Genomic DNA, 19,131 nt, shown 5'->3' with positions numbered 1-19,131 from the left:
TCGTCCCATGGCCGTCAGTGTCAAGATAATTTAATTAATATTTGATTTTAATCAATCTTCAATATAAACTTCGATAAAATACTTTGGAGCCATATGCAGTTAAAAGTCCTTATAGCTGACGACCACGCCATCATTCGGGAGGGGTTGCGAAGCCTTCTGGAAAACAGGGGTATACAGGTTATGGATATTGCAAAAAACGGTAGAGAGGCCGTTGAAAAGGCAATCGCCCTTAAGCCTGATATTGTAATGATGGATATTTCCATGCCTGATCTTAACGGTGTGGAAGCCACCGCCAAAATCAGGGAAGAGGTGCCTCATACCAGGGTGATCGCTTTGTCTATGCATTCAAGTAAAAAGATTGTTGATAAAATGCTTGATTCGGGTGCTTCGGGTTATATTCTTAAAGAATCTGCCTTTGATGAGATCTATGATGCCATCCAGGAAGTTCTTCGTACAAATTTTTACCTGACGCCCTCCATTGCCAGAATGTGTACAGACGACCAAGGCGAGGATCGCAGCATATGGGAGACACAGCCCCAATTCAATAAAATTTCCCGAAAAGAACGGGAGGTTCTCCAATTGATTGCTGAAGGCAAAAAAACCAGAGAAATTGCCGGAACACTGGGTGTAAGCATTAAGACCGTGGAAACCCATCGAAGAAATATTATGAAAAAACTCAATATTTTTTCAGTGGCCGGATTAACCAAATATGCCATCCTTGAAGGTATCATCACTTTGGAATAGTAGAATAGACAACAGGCACGTACAACGCACCAGGATACGGACTGAATGGAACATATTACAACTGCAACCCAGTTTGAAAAAACAGATGCTGTGGAGGCGCTTGCCAACGGTATTGCCCATGACGTCAACAATCTGTTGACCGCCATCAAGGGACATGCCTCCCTGATGCTGAATAATGTTAATCCCACAGACCCGCTTTACTGCCACATTATTGAAATTTTGTCCAGCGTTGACAAGGGCTCGGATCTTGCCAACCAGCTGCTCGGCTTTGCCATGGCCGATGAGGTGTATTTAACACGCATGGATGTCAACAGGCTGGTGCGGTCCGTGGTGGAAACCCTTAACCTGAAAGGGCGGCGGATCATCCTGGATGTAAGCCTTGATGCCAAGCCATTAATTATCAGAGGTGATCCTGAAAAAATCAAACAGGTGGTCACAGCAATAGTCAACAATGCATTGCAGGCCATGCCCGAAGGCGGCAAACTCTCTGTGCGTACGGAAGCTGCCGCAATTCTGAATGGCACGGCCGAGGACTTTGGCGTGGAGTCCGGTTTTTTTTGTAAAATTACCATATCCGATACCGGTATCGGCATGGACAGCGCCACCTTGGAAAGAATATTCAAAGCCTTTTATTCCCACAATCACAACCAATTCCCGGAAAAAAAGGGACTGGGTCTTACTTTTGCTAAAAAAATCGTAAAACATCACAACGGCGTCATTGATGTGTGGAGTTCTTTAAATGTCGGCTCCTCTTTTTCCATTATTCTACCCCTGGCAGAATACGATCACCTGGACGATATGCCTTCCGCCCAGGAGGAGCTGAAACTTGGCCATGAATGCGTACTCCTGGTGGATGATGAACAACGCATTCTCAACGTTGGACGTACAATATGCAAGGCCTTGGGCTACACGGTTTTCACGGCGGCTTCCGGTAAGGACGCTTTGAAAATTTACGCAGAAAAAAAGAACGACATAAATGTTGTAGTTCTGGATATGATCATGCCGGGCATGGACGGGCTGGATGTATTTATGGCACTGAAGAAACTTAACCCTGATATTAAGGTTTTGCTTTCCACAGGGTATGCCATTGATGAAAATGCCCAGGAAATGCTAAGACAAGGTTGCAAAGGATATATCCTCAAACCCTATTCCGTTGTGGATTTTTCACATAAGTTAAGAGAGATTCTTGAATAATTTCTCGTTCCAACACAAACTTCCGTCCAGGTTTTAATATCTGGATGGCGGTGAAAATTCATCATTCCTTGACACAATTTTTCTGATTTTTTATAGTCTTGTGAGCATTCTTAAATCCATATTCTGAACAGCTTTTTACGCCGGGCAGAAATGGTACGGATCAATCTCAACTTTGCATATGGATTTTAATGATAAATTTTGATAACACCGCTCCTGTAAAGCTCAAAGGTGCCGGTGGCGGGTTGTGGATTACCATAGACCCCTCCCATCCGGAATCTGAAATCATTGCTGAAATTGACAGATTGTTGAAAAAACTAAAACATCTGGCCATAAATGCGGATGTGATCCTTGATACCGGTGATGCCAGCGGGCAGGCGGAACTGGTTGCCAGGATAAAGTCGCACCTTGAAAGCAATTTTGAGCTTGGCTCTATTTCGACTACCCCCAAAAAACGCTCCATTCCCACCGAACGTCGCCGTCAAAGGGATTTGTCCAAGGGCTGGAACCATCATAAAAGTGACGTGCTGATGCTCAGGGGGCGGGTACGTTCCGGTCAGAAAATTAATGCCAGAAAACATCTGGTCATTACGGGGGATGTGAACCCCGGTGCTGAGTTGACTGCAGGTGGTGATGTTATTGTGCTTGGCACCCTGGCAGGCAAAGTCCATGCCGGATACCCGGAAAATGATGGGGCCATAATATTTTCCCTGGCATTTAACCCAAGTCTGGTAAAGATCGGACTGGTAACTGCCATTGGAGCCGCGGAGCCGGGAACCCAAGGTCCTGAATTTGCCTGTGTGGATCAGGGCGGGATTGTGGTTAAAAATTATATGAAAGAAAATCCGTTCAAGCGGATGCCCTGGCCGGAAGTGATCTAAAGAAAAAACAATCATAAAAATTGAGGTGTAACTTGGAAGGAAAAATTATTGTCGTAACATCTGGAAAGGGCGGCGTAGGAAAAACAACAGCGACCTCTTCCATCGGCGCGGCCCTGGCTCTTGAAGGAAAAAGGGTCGCCATTGTGGATATGGATATCGGACTGCGTAACCTTGATGTTGTCATGGGCCTGGAAAACCGGATTGTTTTTAATATTGTAGATGTCGTTCAAGGCAGGTGCAAGATTGACCAGGCAGCCATCCGAGACAGACGTATTGATAATCTTTTTCTTATTCCGGCTTCCCAAAGTGATAATAAAGATGTGCTGACCCCGGCAGGGGTTGAACGGGTGACAAAAGAGTTACGCAAAAAATTTGATTATGTAATCATGGACTCGCCGGCCGGCATTGAAAGAGGGTTTGAAAACTCCACTGCCGGCGCCAATGAAGCGGTTGTGATCTGCACACCGGATGTCTCCGCGGTCCGGGATGCGGACCGGGTTATCGGCCTTTTATACGCCCGCTCCCTGGAGCCCAAACTCATTGTCAACCGTATTGAGCCCGCCCGGGTTGAACGCGGTGAAATGCTAAGTCATGAAGATGTGCTGGATATATTGTCCATCGAACTGGTAGGACTTGTGCCCATGGATGAAAAGGTCCTCATCTCCTCCAACATCGGTACGCCCCTGGTGCTCCAAAACGATTCCACTGCCGGGCAGGCCTTTCGCAGGATTGCCAAACGTCTGAATGGAGACGATGTTCCCATTGAGGTACCGAATCGGAAAACCAGCGTATGGAGCAAATTGAGTAAAACTTTCGGGCTAAGATAAGGAGAGTTGAATGCTGCAAGAATTTTTGAGACGGTTCACAGGCCAGAAAAGAAGTAGTGACGAAGCAAAAAAGCGCCTTCAATTTTCTTTAGTTTACGACAAACTGGAAGTGAACGACACCACTTTGACAGATCTTCAGACGGATATCGTTAATGTGATATCAAAATATTTTGAAATTGATCAAGATGCATTGGAGCTTAAGGTTAAAAATGATAAAGATGTCTCTGCCCTAGTATTTAACACGCCTATTCTCCATGTAAAAAGAAAACGGGCATAGCCCATTATAAAACCGCTCCGGAAACAAATCGTTTCCAGAGCGGTTTTTTATTTAAGGCGTCCAACTTTGAACAATAGAGAATTACTCTATTGGTTTTACCGTTTTAATGGCCAGCTCCTGCAGCTGTGCCACTGCAGCTTTTGATGGCGCTTGGGTCATCAGGCAGGTGGCTTTCTGGGTTTTGGGAAAGGCAATGACGTTGCGGATGGAATCCTCACGGCAAAGCAGCATAACCAGACGATCCAGACCAAAAGCCAGACCCCCGTGGGGCGGTGCGCCAAACGTCAGGGCCTCCAAGAGGAACCCGAACTTCTCCTTTGCTTCTTCTTCAACGATTCCTAAGCATTTGAGCACCCGTTGCTGCAGTTCGCTGTCATGGATACGGATACTGCCGCCGCCGATCTCAACACCGTTGAGAACCAGGTCATAGGCCCGGGAGTTGACTTCCAGGGGATTGGTCTCCAGTTTGTCCAAATCCGATTCCATGGGTGCGGTAAACGGATGATGAAGCGCCTGGTAGCGTTTTTCCGTTTCATCATATTCAAACATGGGGAAATGGGTGATCCAGGTAAACTTGAACTCATTGTCATCGATAAGTCCCAGCCTGCGTGCCAACTCGTTTCTTAACTGGCCCAGGGCTTCATTGGTGATCTTGGGCTGATCTGCCACAAAGAAGACGATATCACCGGGTTCAAGATCCAGGCGCTGCTTTAACGCTTCTTTTTCATCATCAGAGAAAAATTTGGCAATGGGGGACTGCCACTGGTCTTCCTTTATTTTTATCCAGGCCAGGCCCTTGGCTCTGTAAACGGCTGCAAATTCGGTGAGTTCATCAATCTGTTTCCGGGAAAAATCGGCACAGCCCTTGGCATTGATGGCCTTGACCAGTCCGCCGTTCTTAACCACAGAGGCAAATACTTTGAAATCCGCATTGGCCACAATGTCGGACACATTTTTTAATTCCAGACCAAACCTTAGATCCGGACGGTCTATGCCGAATCGCTCCATGGCTTCGGCCCAGGTCATGCTGGGGAAGGGTTCGGGAAAGTCCACATCCAGCACATTTTTGAATATGGTTTTGATCAACTCTTCGGTAATCTCCATTACCTGATATTCATCCACAAAGGAGAGCTCCATATCAATCTGGGTGAACTCGGGCTGGCGGTCCGCCCGCAGGTCCTCGTCCCTGAAACATTTAACAATCTGGTAATACCGGTCAAAGCCGGCAACCATTAAAAGCTGTTTGAAGAGCTGGGGGGACTGGGGCAGGGCGTAAAAGTCGCCCTGGTTGACCCGGGAAGGAACCAGATAATCCCTGGCGCCTTCGGGTGTGCTTTTGGTCAGAAATGGGGTTTCAATATCCACAAACCCGTTGGCATCCAGAAAATTTCGAACCGTCATGGTGGTTTTGTGCCGGGCCAGAATATTGTTTTTAAGCTGGGTGCGCCTTAGATCCAGATAACGGTACTGGAGCCGGATGGTTTCCGAAGCCTCCACCCGGTCTTCAATCTGAAAGGCGGGTGTTTTGGCCCTGGAAAAAATCCGCAACTCGTCCACAAGCACCTCTATGGCACCGGTGGTCATCCTGGGGTTTACCATGTCAGCCGGTCTCGCCGACACCTTTCCCTTGATGCCCAGGACATATTCGTTTCTGATTTCCTGGGCTTTTTCATGGACAGCCTCGGAGACCGACGGATCAAACACAACCTGGGTAATGCCTTCCCGATCCCGAAGGTCCACAAAAATAACACCGCCGTGGTCCCGGCGGTGTTGAACCCACCCCATGAGTACGACGTCCTGGCCAATGTGGCTTTCTCCCAACTCAATGCAGGTGTGTGTGCGTTTCATATCTCCAAGTAAATCAGTCACTTTTATTCTTAAACTCCATAACTATATTAATAATTTTATTATCTGAACGGAAGCCGTTGTTTGGACGAAACGTTGCCCGGATGCAAGGCGCAGATAGGTGACTTTTCGTTCAAACACCAATTAATTGTTCCAAGTCATTCACCAGGTTATCCAGGCCGATGTCAGTCTGTTCCTTGGTGGCCATATTGCGTAGCACAAGTTTTTTTTGGGCAATTTCATTGTCCCCGACAATGAGGACAAACGAGGCATTAAGCTTGTTTGCCCGCTTCATCAATGCTTTCATGCTTTTTCCGCGAAAATCAGTATCTGTTCTTATGCCCATGGTATTCAGCCGGCAGGACCACTCAAATGCATACGCCTGGGCCTCTGCTCCCAGGCTGACAATAAAAAGGTCCGGGCCTTTTTCGTCGGGTTTGTTGTGAATTTGCTCCATAACTTCCACCAGACGGTCAAACCCAATGGCAAACCCAATAGCCGGTGTTGAAGGTCCGCCAAGCTCTTCCACAAGACGGTCGTACCGGCCGCCGCCGGCAACGGCGGACTGGGCACCAAGCGTTGTGGTCTGGATCTCCCAGGCCGTACGGGTATAGTAATCAAGTCCCCGAACCAGGGTGTCGTCAACCATGAAATCCACGCCCAGTTTTTTAAGGCTGTTTTTCACGATTTCAAAATGGGTGCGGCACTCCGGGCACAGATGATCCACTGTGGCCGGAGCCCCCTCAAGGGCTTGTCTGCATGTTTGAACTTTACAGTCCAGTATCCGCAATGGATTTTTAACCAGTCTGCGTTTGCAGTTCTCGCACAGATTGTCTTTTCGTTCACCTAGAAAATCCAGCAGGGCGTTTTGAAAATCAGGACGGCAGACAGGGCAGCCAAGGCTGTTGATATGGGCTGAGAGGCCTTCAAGCCCGAGGCGGCGCAACAATGTGTGCAAAAGAAAAATCAGTTCACTGTCAACATAGGGGGATTCTATCCCGAAAACCTCTGCGTCAATTTGGTAAAACTGGCGATAGCGTCCTTTTTGCGGACGCTCCCGGCGGAACATTGGGCCTGTCAGATAAAATTTACGCACCGGTTCGGCCGCATACATTTTATGCTGGATGTACGCCCTGCAAATGGATGCTGTGGCCTCGGGCCGCAGTGTGAGCATGTCCCCTTTCCTGTCCTCAAAGGTATACATCTCCTTTTCAACAATATCGGTCGTTTCCCCTATACTCCGGGCAAACAATGCTGTTTTTTCCACGATGGGAATACGGATTTCCCTGTATCCAAAGGATTCAAACAGTGCTGCCGCTTCTTGTTCCACCTGTTGCCACAGAGCAATTTGCTCCGGCAAAATATCTCTGAACCCGCGTATGGTCTGCATGCTTTTTATATCTTTAATCTATGTTGTTCATTTACAAAAAAATACACAGCCGATCTATATAGTTTAAAATCAGCGTCTTAGTCAACATATAATAAAAGGACCGGATATTTGTCATCAAGGCGAACGTGGCAACAGCACCGCAGGTCAATTAATAAGGCCTAAAGAGCTACGTTTACGGCAACGTCATCTCCAAAAATCCCATTTAGCGCGGCTTAATTTACATCGTCGAAAAAAAATAAAAATTTTTATTGCGCTAGGCTGATCGAGCAGCTATAGTGTCCACGACATCAAAAAAGATACCACCAACGGGTGCAAATAAATATGTCACAAGGCAAGCTCTCATTCAAGTACGAAGAAGAAAAAGAATTAAGTAGTCCTATCTCCTTGGCAAATCTGCCTGTGTATCTTGATTTTGTCAAAGTTATTGCCTTAGACAACACCCCATGCACCATTCGCGACGGTATAAAGATGCCAAACGTAGCGAAAAACAAATCAATAATACCAAACGATAGTTTTTGTGAACTAACAATTGATGTTTAAATAAGGTTAAACCCCCATGGCTGCCACCTGTTCGCTTTTTTTGGGAAGCATATTAAAGTTTGGCGGTGAATTTTGGCTATACTATCCTATTGACAAAACGGAAGTTCCTATCCTATATAAACTTAAACTTGTTAAGAGATGTTAAGATATAAGCTTAAACTTGTTAAGAAATGTTAAGAGATCTTTAAAACGACTGTTTAAATTTATCCCAAAAAGAAAGGAGGGCTTGTTAGGGAAAAAGTTTAGGGGGGAACTTTAAACCTTCTTGCGACGAGGAGGAGCAACTAACGTTACCCTTAAGGCAATATCCGAACCAAACGACATTGCAGCAGGGTTAAGTTAGGCGCTTAAAAAAGGCATTTTGTTTTCGCAGGAGAACAGGATGTTCAGATTGAAGTCTGTTGGTAATATCGAATGAATTGAGAAGTTTTATTTAATTAAATTCACACAATTATCAGGGAGGAAAAATGCAACTAACTGGATTAAAATACGGAAAGCAATTGATGGACACAGTTGATTTCCCCGTAGCAGAGACCCTGACAGAAAATGCTACCAAAGAACAGATTGAAGCCTTGATAAAAAAAGGCGGAAAAGTTGTTGTTAAACCGTCTTTTATGGGCAGTGCCGGTAAAAAAGGAAAAGCCGGTCTGGTAAAAATCGTCGACAACTATGCCGACGCCAACCAGGCCAGAAAAGACCTTTGCTTTGCCGAATATAAACAGGGCAATACCACACACAAAGCAAACGGCTGCACATTTGAAGAGTTTGTTGCCTCAGATGCAGAGCTTTATGTAAGTATTACAACTTCTACAGTCACCAGAACACCGACCATGCTGTTGATTGTTGAAGGTGGTGTTGAAGTTGAAGAACTGCCCGACGACAAAAAAGCGATTATTCCGTTTAATCCCAATGAAGGTCTTAGAGGTTATCATGTCAATGATGCCCTGATCAAACTGGGATGCCCCAAAGCCTTCATCAGCCCGCTGGTACAGCAGCTTCCCAAACTGTGGGATCTGTATAACAATTATGGTCTGACCATGATTGAGCTGAACCCCATCCGTATGAAAAAAGGCAAACGTCCCCTTCCGGTGGCCTGCGACGTTAAAGCCGCTTTTGACCAGGACGATCCCGCACATACCCGCATCAAATTCCCGAAAGAAGTATTTGCTACGGAATTGACGGATTTTGAAACTGAAATCAACCAGCTGAGAACCTATCAGGGACAGAGCGACGTTGTGGAACTCAACCCCAACGGAACCATCCTGCCCTTCATGTTCGGTGGTGGTGCCAACAGTGCAGCTACTGAGGTTCTGGGCGACAAAGCAATGTTCTCATCTGACTTTGGCGGCAACCCGCCGTATGCCAAGATGAAAGAAATTGCAAGCATTTGCTACAGACACTTCCTGAAGAATGCCAACATTGTTCAGATTATTGGTGGTAAAGCAAACAACACCGATATTTTTGTTACCATCAAAGCAATGCTCGATGCCTTGAGAGAAAACATTGCACTGAATCCTAATGTTCACGTTGTAATTGGTCGTGGTGGACCAAACGTCGTGCAGGGAATGATTTATGCCCGTGACCTTCTTGACAGTATGAAAATTCCATACAAAATGTTCGGTTTCGACAGTAGTATGATTGGTGTATTGAATTACACCATGGAACTGGACAACTGGATTCAAGCAAATAAAAAATAATTAATTGCTGAGCCATAAACAAAGGTCAAAGGTAATCTGACGATTTAATTATAAATCAAAAGCATTTTAGCAAATTAACCAGAAAATAAATCATTTTATTGGAGACGCTATGAGCCAAAGTAATCCCTTCCCCTACTATGTGGGAGTAAACAATCTAGAAGAAATAGCAAATAAAGAGACCCGGTGCGTAGTGATGAACCTTCTGGGTGGTGAAAGTAAAGGCGTAACCCCCACATCACACGAATTCTCCGGCGGTAACATTGTTGCTGGTGTTCAATACGGAAAATCCGGTGGAAAACTGGAAACCAAAATTGGTGATATCCCTGCATACGGCAGTATTAAAGAGATTGTTGACGCCGGTATCAAATTTGATACAGGTGTTATCTATCTGCCGCCCACAGCGGTTGCTGCAGCAGCAGCCGAATTGATTGCCCAGAACCCTGATCTGACCAAAATCGTTATCCTGACTGAAAAAGTTGGTGTTAAAGATGCTGCGTTCATCCGCGCCATCGCACAGGAAAACAAAATTGACGTATTTGGCGGAAACTGCCTGGGTATCGGCAACTCCTGGGATCAGGTACGTGTTGGTGGCGCCCTGGGCGGCAACAATCCTGGTGAATCTCTTGTAAAAGGTTCAGTTGCTGTTTTCAGTAACTCCGGTAACTTCAGTACCACCATCCCTGAGTACCTGAAAACTGCCGGTTTCGGTACATCCACCGTACTGAGCTCCGGTAAAGACCTTTATATCCATTTTGCCTTCCCCGAATTCCTCTACTGCGCAGAAAATGATCCGCGCACCAAAGCGATCTTCTGCTACATTGAGCCCGGCGGATATTATGAAAAACTGGCTCTTGACTGGATTGCCGACGGCACCATCAAGCTGACCAAACCCATCGTAGCTTGCGTAACCGGTCGCTGGAAAGCAAACCTGAGCCGCGCGGTTGGTCATGCCGGCGCCATCGCTGGTGGCGGTGATGATGCCCTTGCAAAAGAGAAATGGTTTGATTCATATTTTGGCGTGGATATGTTCAACCCTGACAGCCCCAAAGCGTCTAAAAAGGGTGTCAGAATTGAATCCATTCAGGATGCGCCCACAGCTATGGCCGCCGTCTACAAAGAGATCGGTGAAAGTACCGATTTTGAACCCTTTGGCGACCTGAGCCTGAAACCCTGGTTTGTAAATGAACAGGGTCTTGATCTGCCTGCAAAACTGCACATGGACGCAGTTGAAGCCATGGCACCCTACAACGATGCCATCAAAAAACTTGGTAATCAGGTAGGTGCTCAGCTGACCAGGGAATCCATGCGCAACAAGTCCGGTGCAAGCCGCATGAATCCGAAAACCGACGTTACCGAAGTACACGGTGTCCCGGTTCTTGATCTTGTCGTAAAGAATTTTGCCCTGTCCAACTTCTTTGCCGTATCTTCTGTAGAGCCCGATGTGAAATATCTGCCGCTGGCCAATGCCATCTTGAACTATTTCACGGCTCTGGGTACGCAGTATATGGATATTACCGCCCGCGCCCGTGCCAACGGCGCCCTGCCCAACGCTTATCTCGGCGCTGCAGTTTTAACTTCCGGTAACTGCAAACTGTATCAAGACATGACAGAGATGACCAAAAATATGATCAATCTCTTTTATGTCGATATCTATGGCGATATGTCTGTGAACGATGCGCTTGTTACTGAAAAACTGTCACAGAAGATTATGCCCCAGGGTGAAACCACTGCTAAAGAAGCAGAAGTTGCTGCATTCTTTGGTGACCTGCTGGCCAAAGAAGGTTTGGAAACCATCTTCACCAAATATGCCCAGAAATACGCCGAAGCAAACAGTGATGTAAACAAACTCAGCCTGCTTCTGGCTGCCATGAGCTTAAGCCTTATCTGGACACCTCTGGTTGACAGACAGATGACCGTTGAAACCGCTCATGAACTTGGTACATATCTGGCATGCAACGGCGTTCTTGTTGGTTGCTGCGCACCTCAGTATGAAATCAACGATTTCTACAAATCCTTGTCAGAACTCAGCGATCTGTCCCTGCTGAATACCGACTTTGCAACAACCTGCTTTAAACTGCTGTTCAACCGTGAACCGGAAGTGAAAGAACAGTTTGCCATCAACGGCCTGCTCAACCTGCTGATGTCCAACGGCCCGGGTACCATCAGTGCCAAGGGTGCCAAGGAATCCGTCAGTGGCGGTAACTTCATCGCTACATGCTACTCCGGCTGGATGAACAATACCGGTCGTGACCATGGCGGCAACGGTTTTGAAGCCATCAAGTTCCTCAAAGACGCCTTTGGCGACTTTGACCCGTACCTGGAACCGGATACCGACAAACGCAATGCCACAATGAAAGAGCTGGCCCAGGCGACTGCTCAAAAATACCTGGATACCAAAACAACCGCAAAACGCGAAGGTATCATGAATTACTTCAAGGTACCGTGCGTAAACCATCCTGTATTCAAAGGCAAACCCGTCAACTACGATCCGCGTGAAGTTTTCATGGACAAACTGTTCACTGAAAGAAACGAGATCAACCACTTCCAGGTATTCTATCATTACCTGGTACAGGCAATGTTTGACGTGGGCGCCACCAAAAACGTATTCTGCGTTAACATTGACGGCGTTATTGCCACCATCTCTCTGGACCTGCTCTGGAAAGACGTCAACAGCGGAAAAATCGGTGCCAAGGAAATGCAGGATATCGCATTTATCATGTTCCTGCTTGGTCGTATGGTGGGTTGCTCTGCTGAAATCGCTGACCACAAAGCTCGTGGTAATATCATGGATTGCCGTACTCCTGCAAGCCAGGTTGAATTTGTTGGCTAAGATTCAATCGCGATAAATAATAAAATTAATTTTTAGTTTTATTATATAAATAAAAAAACTGAGCAAGGTTTCGACAACTTGCTCAGTTTTTTACTTTCTATAGATATCTTCCTGCTATTGTTCCTGCGTTTTCATTCTGTTACCTATATATAACGGCCATGGGCCGTCCTTGGTCTATCTTACACCCAGGCGTTGGCCCATAACAAAGATAGCAAGAATCCAGTTCTTTGCTGGTGACTTTCATATAACAGCCATGGGCTGACCAGGTTTTTCACCGTGGTTCAGCCCACAACGAAAGTTGAAAGATCTGTGTTAGTTACACAGACGTTCTTATAAAAATATTCTGATGTTATTTTATCCGTTTGTCATTGGGACATAGAGAATTTAAGTAGAATATCCTGCATGGGTCTGCTATCAATAATTAGATGAATTTAAAAGAAATCGATAGATTGTTTCACATGAAACTGTGAATGAATTACAATTGAAACGTTTACATGACTTCACAAGAGGAGGGGAGGTGGTTTCGTGAAAGGTTACGTTCAGGTTTACACCGGCAATGGTAAGGGTAAGACAACCGCAAGCCTCGGTCTCGCAATTAGAGCGGCCGGCGCGGGACTAAAAGTCTTTATCGTTCAGTTTATGAAACAGGGCATGTATTCCGAAATAAAAGCGCTTAAAAAATTTGATAATATTGTTGTTGAACAATATGGTGCCGGGCAATTTGTAAAAGGAAAACCTTCTGATACAGAGAGAACCAAGTGCCGGCAAGGGTATGACCGGTTATGCCGTATTATTGAAGCAGGAAACCATGATCTTGTTATCGCTGAGGAGGCAAATATAGCCTGTCTCTGCGGCTTACTTTCAGAAGAAGACCTGTTGCATTTGATTGATATAAAACCTGAGCATATCGAGCTTGTGATTACCGGACGCAACGCGCCTGAGTCAATTATGGATAAAGCAGATCTTGTAACGGAAATGACGGAAATTAAACACTACTATCAACAAGGTGTTACAGCAAGGGTTGGAATTGAAAAGTGAAATAAACAGGGTCGATGCGGAACATGCCTACGGCATTCCGACATTGGCTGATCTTGCCCTCAAGTACGGCACCATCTCAAAAGATCAGCATGCATACCTGGTACAGCTTTTTACCTTTAAAAAAGAGCGGACCGATTTCGAGGTCTTGTTGCGTGATGAAGGCATGGCAACGCCGTATCAACTTGGGTTACTCAAGCTGATTCAGGAGTACCAAATTGTTCGAAGAAGTGGTGAAGAATTCGGTAAAATTGCCATTGAAAAAGGCTTTGCCTCCAAGGTCGATATCAATCAGGCGTTGGAATTACAAAAAACGGAATTTAAAAAGTCACGAAATAAAAAACTTATTGGTGATATTCTTGTTGAATCTCGGATATTAACAACAAAACAAAAAGATCTGATTCTCAAAGAGCAAAATCAGTTTAACCAACGTGATAATGACTCGTCCTATAAAGAAAGCAGATCGCCTGGAAAAGCCGAGCAGGGTAGGGGCGGTGAACGTGAAGAACAATCTGAAATAAGCATATTCGTCGGTTCAGATCAGATGACTGCCTGGATAGAAAGGCGCAAACCGGATGAAATTACAATAAATCGGGTTAAAGAGATTGTCATGACTTATGGCATTGTTAATGGGGTGTATCCTGACTCTTTTATTCAATGTTTTCTTGATGCCGGTGTTAAAAAATTTCCAATTGCCCGGGTGGATTGCTTTAATCTTTTGGAACGGCAAAGCAATCTTTCTGTATATATCAGTGGAGAAAACGGCCAACCAATAGAGAAAAAAAAAGGTGAAGTCCTCGCAGAACAGACAGATGCAGCCATAAACGTTAAAGCTGAAAACCTGTATGGTGAAATTATAAACGCTGTGGCAGACAATGATTTTATTGTTGATTGTGGCGAAAATACCAGATGGTCAAAGGATAAGTTGAAAATTCTTGCTGGGAAATCCGGAATGCCTACACTTTCAGCTGACCGAAAAATGTTTATTCATCCTGTGGTTCATATCCTGGAGGATGCAGATTATCGTTATGGACCCATTGAATCCTATGCCGATTTGTCGGTGTCCGGGACAATTACCGGGGCATATCCGATAACTGCCGGTAGGATCAGTGCCGATGAAATTCGGGGTGCAAATATAACTGCCATAGGCGATATCCATAGCAGGGTCGGTATTTCGGATACGATCATCCGTACCCAGGGTGATGTCCATGCCAGGTATTTGCATAACAGTACAATAGAAACATTTGGTAATGTTTATATCCAAAACGAAATCATTGATTCTCAGATTAGGTGTGGTGGAAAACTTGAAGGTCAAAAATGTAGAGTGATTTCTTCAAAAATTTATGCCAAAGGTGGCGTTCTTCTTTCAGGCGTCGGGAGTGAACGGTCAACGCCAAGCACTATTGTCGCGGGCGGTGAACACCATGCTGTTCGCCTTGCGCAAACCATTCTGGATAGAATGGATTCTATACTAAACAAATTAGAGGTCCTCAGGGACGAAAAGTGCTACCAGCGGTCCCAGGCAGAAAAAATATTTAAGAAAATGATCCAACTTAAAACGTTTCATGATAAAGCCCAAAATAAGAAAGGTGTACTGTTAACTGAACTTGATAAAAAAAAAGAAAATATAAGCAAGAAAGTTTTGGAAAACATCCAAAATCTTATTTCAACCTACGATAAGAGAATGAATAGTGCTCTGCTTACTTTGAAAACAATGAATGCTTCCAAAAAAGGGCATGATGCTTGTGTTGTGGAATTGGAAAAAAAGATTGCCGCATTTAGTGCTCAGGCTGAAAAAGAGATCCTTTTGCAGGAGAAAACACTCTTTGCCTATTTGGAAAAATCAAAGAGAAGCATCGGCGTTCCAATTATTGAGATTATCGGGTTAGCCCATGCGGGTACCAAACTGGGTTGCGTTTACCAAAGTTTATCACTTGCGGACGGTAAAAAGGGGTTCAAGGTTGAAGAGATGGCGCGTCAAGGATTGTCGCCCGAATTGGAATTTGCCCCTCCATTGCAAAGGTCATGAGGGCTTTAAGTTGGCTCGGAATAAAGTAGAGTGGACAGCCCCTGAAGGAGATAGGCAACTTTTTATCAGATGAACCTGATTTACAGGAATTTTTATGGTGCCTGTTTTAATTTCAAGCGCTTTTTTAAATACACTTAGATTTGCACGGTGACTTATCCGAGATAAGGTGATGTGTGGTGAAAATTTTTTTTCTTTGATAAATTGGTGGCATCTATCCAGCTTTAAATCGATATCTCGCTGCAAAGTTATCAGTTTGGAGCTTGTCTTATCAGGTCCAATCCAGATGACTTTAGGATGGCGTACATTTGGAAAAACGCCAAGTCGGTTAAATGTAATATCAAAACAAGTCTTATCGGTAATTGTTTCAGATAACATGGTTTTAATGCAGGGCAGTGTCTGCTCAGATATATTTCCGAGAAATTTTAAGGTGAGATGAAAATTTTGGGCAGAAGGCCATCCTGCATGAACGCCAGTGGCGCGGATATCGTTTTGAACCCAGCGTAGCTTACCCTTTGTGGGGCCGTCAAGAACAATTGCAATAAAACATCTGATAGGATTGTTCTCGTTGTTATTTCGATTAGAATTCAATTACTTCTCCATCTTGTTTCATGTGAAACAAAGGATGTCATCTATCCCTATCGTTTAAGATGTATGCATGAATTTGATCTAAGCCTATAGTTTCAACCCGTTCAATAATAAAAGAGACTTCCGGATAAGTTTGAGCAAGTCGCTCAAGATTGGTTTTCCGGTCGCCTTGAAGTCGAGACAAAGACCTGGGGTGTACCTGGAGTACAATATCCCCCCCTGGCATTTTAATCTCCCCCCGTTCTGTTAGAAGCGTATCTATCTTGTCACAGGCCTGATCAAACATAAGAGCGGAGAAAACCAGATGGCCGAAGGCCGGGTGCCATGGACCAGCAATCATCCGGCCGGCATCCTCCATCATCTGTGTGGCCTGGAGTCCTATACGTGCCACTGATACCCCTGCATCCCTGAAAATAGTGACCACTCTTTTGGTCTGAGCCACAGCCTGGTCAAGACTTAAGGATACATATCGTCCTAATCGGTACCATTGGGCAAGCCTGGAGCCATCCAGCACCAGAAGTGGATAGATTCTGGCAAGATCCGGCTTAAGTTCGGCCAGCTCTTGGGCTGTCCGTACAACACCGAAGCCGTTATCCCCGGGCAGTCCGATCATCACCTGCACCCCGGTTTTAAGGCCATTGTCCTTAAGCAGGGCCAAGGCTTTTCGGGTATCCTCACTGGTGTGTCCCCTTTCTGCCAGGGCAAGAACGCGATCATTCATGGACTGTACGCCAAGCTCTACGGTTTCAAGGCCAAAGGGTCGGGCAAGATCCAGAACCTGGGAGGTGACAGTGTCCGGTCGTGTGGAACAGCGAATGCTGTGGATTTGTTTTTGCCGTATCCATGGTTGTACCGCGTTAAGCAGTCCAAGCATTCTGGATGTTTCCAATCCAAGGAAGTTACCACCGAAAAACGCCAGTTCCACCCGGGAACGATTTTTTTTAAATTGAAGGTAGGTATGGATAACATCAGATAGACGCTCTGCATCACTGTCAAAAGTCTGGGTCTGTGAAGTCTGTCTGGCGATCAGGCGTTGGTTGCAAAAAACGCATAAATGGGGACACCCCTGGTGGGGAATGAAAAAAGGAATTACCAGAGGCGGAGACATGGCGGCCTAACTAAGATTCTGGTTTAAAATAGCCAGCGCTTTTTTGGCAGCATCCTGTTCAGCAGCTTTTTTGGTTTTTCCGGTACCCATGGTGGAAACCGTATCCAGATTCAAGCAGATCTCAAATGTTTTGTCATGGTCAGGCCCTTTCTCCTGGGCCACTGTGTAATATGGGGTTTTGCCAAAATGCTCCTGGGTAAATTCCTGGAGACCGCTTTTATAATCAATGAAATCCGATGAGGCCAGAACCTGCTGCACGGGCTCGTCAAAAAGACGGTTCACCATGGTTTGTGCCCTGTCAAATCCGGCATCCAAGTAGACGGCTGCAACCACAGCCTCAAAGGCATCTGACAGAATTGAGTTTTTGTCACTGCCGCCTGAAAGGGATTCCCCCTTACCCAACTTGATAAAGCGGCCCAAATCAATCCTGCGGGCAATGTTGGCCAGTCCTGTTTCACTGACAAGATTTGAGCGCAGCCGGGACAGGTCTCCCTCATTTTTCAAAGGATCTCTTTCCATGAGCAGATGCCCCACGCATAGCCCTAAAACCGCATCACCTAAGAACTCAAGGCGTTCATTATCCGCATCACAAGTGTTCTGATTTTCATTAAGATAAGAGCGATGACACAGGGCATTGGATAAAAAAGAGCGGGATTGAAATTGGTAGTCAAGATTTTGTTCTAACAGTTCCAGACGGGGAATGGCCTGGATTTCCAGCAATCGGTCGTTTAATGTTTTGAACACGGACATGGGTACATTCAAATCGCCTCTGCCCCTGCCAAGATCTACACCTTTGTTAAAGCTGCCATGGAAGTCAGAGCCCCCGGTAGCCACGAGTCCTTTATTGTGTACAATGCCTTCCAGATGTTTTCTTAGGGCTGAATCATGTCCCGAATAATACACTTCAATCCCTGCAAGCCCGTCATTAACCAGCATATTTAAAAAAGTATCCAGGTCATGGGGATGTTGAAAATCAATGATTCCCGGATGGGCCAATACCGGCAGGCCACCTGCATCAAGAATCAGCCTGATGGCATCTTTGCAGGAGATTTTAAATTTATCAACATAGGCAGGTTTATTTTTTCCTAGATAAAGATCAAAAGCCTTGCGGAAATCAGATACGTAGCCTTTTTCGACAAGCAGTTCGGCAATGTGGGGGCGGCCTGTCTGGCGGGTGCCGAAGCGTTTTTCAACCTCGTCCAGGGTAATGTCAAATCCCAACTCATTGAGTTTTTCAATGATTTTGGGATTTCGGTTGGCCCTTGCCTTTGCTGCCCGGGCCAGCGCATCGTTCAAACCACAGTCATAAATTGAAAAGCCATATCCCAGCATATGAATACTGCCCAGGGATTTAAATTCAGGTGGCGGTGCACATGAAATCTCCACACCGGTGATGAATTCAACCGGATATGAATGGAGAATATCTTTTATTTCCAGAATTCCGGCAATGGTATCGTGGTCAGTCAGGGCAACTGCCTCAATGCCGGTGTTTTTCGCCAAATCAAGGATCTGTCTGGGCGTCAGGGAACCGTCTGAGGCAGTGGAATGTGTGTGAAGATCGATCAAAACCTGCTGTAAAGCCTATGAGGGGAATTAAAGTCCCAGAGCCTTTTCCATATTTTCTTCACGGGTTTTGCACCTGATGCACTGGGTTGTCACAGGCCGGGCTTTAAGCCGTGCGATTGAAATATCTTCCTCGCAGGTTTCGCACTGACCGAAGGTCCCGTTTTCAATCCGTTCCAAGGCCTTTTTAACTTTTTTAATCAATTTGTGCTCCCGGTCACGGATGCGCAGCTCAAAACTTCTGTCTGCCTCATGGGAGGCCCGGTCCGTGGGGTCTGCAAAGTTTTCCTTGGGCTGGGTCATGCCTGTAACGGTTGTGTCGGCATGGGAAAGCAACTCATTGAGTCGTTTAGTCAACAACGCTTTAAAATAATCCAGATCTTCTTGTTTCATAGTGTTGTCCTTCTCTTTAATAGAATTTGCTCGACCTCGACACCTAAAAAGTTCATTATTATATGCAGATATGTTATTACTGTAAACCTTTTTTGTCAATATCCAGCGCTGACGCATCAAAATTTATTATCAATGATATCAGGGGGGCGGAGCGACATCTAAAATTATTTTGTCGCAAAATTATAATAGACACTCT

The 19,131-nt window shown here is 45.5% G+C and carries 16 protein-coding genes; 10 read left to right on the top strand and 6 right to left on the bottom strand.

Annotated elements, in window-relative coordinates; all coding sequences use genetic code 11:
• The first annotated feature begins 93 nt into the window (after positions 1–93).
• The 5 genes from B147_RS0121805 to minE all read left to right on the top strand — a co-directional run bounded on the left by B147_RS0121805 (position 94) and on the right by minE (position 3,920).
• Entirely contained in the window at positions 94–744 is a 651-nt protein-coding gene (locus B147_RS0121805) for a response regulator (RefSeq protein ID WP_020589332.1), read from the top strand.
• Positions 745–789: 45 nt separating this feature from the next.
• Positions 790–1,938 (top strand): hybrid sensor histidine kinase/response regulator, encoded by a 1,149-nt coding sequence (locus B147_RS0121800; protein ID WP_020589331.1) that lies wholly within the window; start codon positions 790–792, stop codon positions 1,936–1,938.
• A 188-nt stretch (positions 1,939–2,126) separates the two neighbouring features.
• Complete coding sequence (locus tag B147_RS0121795; protein ID WP_020589330.1) at positions 2,127–2,816, top strand: septum site-determining protein MinC; 690 nt, start codon at positions 2,127–2,129, stop codon at positions 2,814–2,816.
• A 32-nt stretch (positions 2,817–2,848) separates the two neighbouring features.
• Positions 2,849–3,643, top strand: a complete 795-nt coding sequence (gene minD / locus B147_RS0121790) for a septum site-determining protein MinD (RefSeq protein WP_020589329.1) — start codon at positions 2,849–2,851, stop codon at positions 3,641–3,643.
• 10 nt (positions 3,644–3,653) lie between these two features.
• Positions 3,654–3,920: a cell division topological specificity factor MinE gene (gene minE / locus B147_RS0121785; RefSeq protein WP_020589328.1), complete on the top strand. Its 267-nt coding sequence runs from the start codon at positions 3,654–3,656 to the stop codon at positions 3,918–3,920.
• Between the two features lie 81 nt (positions 3,921–4,001).
• Here the strand turns inward: minE and aspS are convergent, their stop codons facing one another.
• Complete coding sequence (gene aspS, locus B147_RS0121780; RefSeq protein WP_026259777.1) at positions 4,002–5,789, bottom strand: aspartate--tRNA ligase; 1,788 nt, start codon at positions 5,787–5,789, stop codon at positions 4,002–4,004.
• Between the two features lie 109 nt (positions 5,790–5,898).
• Complete coding sequence (gene hisS, locus B147_RS0121775; protein ID WP_020589326.1) at positions 5,899–7,155, bottom strand: histidine--tRNA ligase; 1,257 nt, start codon at positions 7,153–7,155, stop codon at positions 5,899–5,901.
• A 321-nt stretch (positions 7,156–7,476) separates the two neighbouring features.
• Between hisS and B147_RS0121770 the strand changes: the two genes are divergently transcribed.
• The 5 genes from B147_RS0121770 (at position 7,477) to B147_RS0121750 (ending at position 15,286) form a co-directional block, all read left to right on the top strand.
• Complete coding sequence (locus B147_RS0121770) at positions 7,477–7,695, top strand: hypothetical protein (protein ID WP_020589325.1); 219 nt, start codon at positions 7,477–7,479, stop codon at positions 7,693–7,695.
• 467 nt (positions 7,696–8,162) lie between these two features.
• Complete coding sequence (locus B147_RS0121765; RefSeq protein ID WP_026259776.1) at positions 8,163–9,392, top strand: ATP-grasp domain-containing protein; 1,230 nt, start codon at positions 8,163–8,165, stop codon at positions 9,390–9,392.
• A gap of 109 nt (positions 9,393–9,501) precedes the next feature.
• Positions 9,502–12,222, top strand: a complete 2,721-nt coding sequence (locus B147_RS0121760) for a CoA-binding protein (protein ID WP_020589323.1) — start codon at positions 9,502–9,504, stop codon at positions 12,220–12,222.
• A 525-nt stretch (positions 12,223–12,747) separates the two neighbouring features.
• Entirely contained in the window at positions 12,748–13,260 is a 513-nt protein-coding gene (locus B147_RS0121755) for a cob(I)yrinic acid a,c-diamide adenosyltransferase (protein ID WP_020589322.1), read from the top strand.
• Positions 13,250–15,286, top strand: a complete 2,037-nt coding sequence (locus tag B147_RS0121750) for a FapA family protein (protein WP_020589321.1) — start codon at positions 13,250–13,252, stop codon at positions 15,284–15,286. The genes B147_RS0121755 and B147_RS0121750 overlap by 11 nt, the downstream gene beginning before the upstream one ends.
• Here B147_RS0121750 and thpR read toward each other — a convergent pair.
• Genes thpR through dksA form a run of 4 tightly spaced genes read right to left on the bottom strand, consistent with a single transcriptional unit; the run spans position 15,281 to position 18,935 of the window.
• Positions 15,281–15,874 carry an RNA 2',3'-cyclic phosphodiesterase gene (thpR, locus tag B147_RS0121745; protein ID WP_020589320.1) on the bottom strand — a complete coding sequence of 198 codons (594 nt, stop codon included), beginning with the start codon at positions 15,872–15,874 and terminating at the stop codon, positions 15,281–15,283. The two genes, B147_RS0121750 and thpR, sit on opposite strands and share 6 nt — an antisense overlap.
• A 37-nt stretch (positions 15,875–15,911) precedes the next feature.
• Positions 15,912–16,979: an elongator complex protein 3 gene (locus tag B147_RS0121740; protein WP_020589319.1), complete on the bottom strand. Its 1,068-nt coding sequence runs from the start codon at positions 16,977–16,979 to the stop codon at positions 15,912–15,914.
• 6 nt (positions 16,980–16,985) lie between these two features.
• On the bottom strand, positions 16,986–18,545 hold the full coding sequence (gene rnc, locus B147_RS0121735; protein ID WP_020589318.1) for a ribonuclease III: 1,560 nt from the start codon (positions 18,543–18,545) through the stop codon (positions 16,986–16,988).
• 27 nt (positions 18,546–18,572) lie between these two features.
• Positions 18,573–18,935, bottom strand: coding sequence for an RNA polymerase-binding protein DksA (dksA, locus tag B147_RS0121730; protein ID WP_020589317.1), 363 nt, complete (start codon positions 18,933–18,935; stop codon positions 18,573–18,575).
• Positions 18,936–19,131: the final 196 nt, after the last annotated feature.

Origin of the sequence: Desulfobacter curvatus DSM 3379 (genome assembly GCF_000373985.1) — a bacterium.
In the GTDB taxonomy this organism is placed as follows: domain Bacteria; phylum Desulfobacterota; class Desulfobacteria; order Desulfobacterales; family Desulfobacteraceae; genus Desulfobacter; species Desulfobacter curvatus.
The sequence above is the reverse complement of the archived record's forward strand: the minus strand, read 5'-3'. Positions and strand labels throughout refer to the sequence as shown.

Coding starts and splice junctions, on each gene's coding strand:
- hisS (WP_020589326.1), bottom strand. CDS start 7,155: ATGCAGACCATACGCGGGTTCAGAGATATTTTGCCGGAGCAAATTGCT.
- B147_RS0121795 (WP_020589330.1), top strand. CDS start 2,127: ATGATAAATTTTGATAACACCGCTCCTGTAAAGCTCAAAGGTGCCGGT.
- B147_RS0121765 (WP_026259776.1), top strand. CDS start 8,163: ATGCAACTAACTGGATTAAAATACGGAAAGCAATTGATGGACACAGTT.
- B147_RS0121805 (WP_020589332.1), top strand. CDS start 94: ATGCAGTTAAAAGTCCTTATAGCTGACGACCACGCCATCATTCGGGAG.
- B147_RS0121740 (WP_020589319.1), bottom strand. CDS start 16,979: ATGTCTCCGCCTCTGGTAATTCCTTTTTTCATTCCCCACCAGGGGTGT.
- B147_RS0121770 (WP_020589325.1), top strand. CDS start 7,477: ATGTCACAAGGCAAGCTCTCATTCAAGTACGAAGAAGAAAAAGAATTA.
- minE (WP_020589328.1), top strand. CDS start 3,654: ATGCTGCAAGAATTTTTGAGACGGTTCACAGGCCAGAAAAGAAGTAGT.
- dksA (WP_020589317.1), bottom strand. CDS start 18,935: ATGAAACAAGAAGATCTGGATTATTTTAAAGCGTTGTTGACTAAACGA.
- B147_RS0121760 (WP_020589323.1), top strand. CDS start 9,502: ATGAGCCAAAGTAATCCCTTCCCCTACTATGTGGGAGTAAACAATCTA.
- B147_RS0121800 (WP_020589331.1), top strand. CDS start 790: ATGGAACATATTACAACTGCAACCCAGTTTGAAAAAACAGATGCTGTG.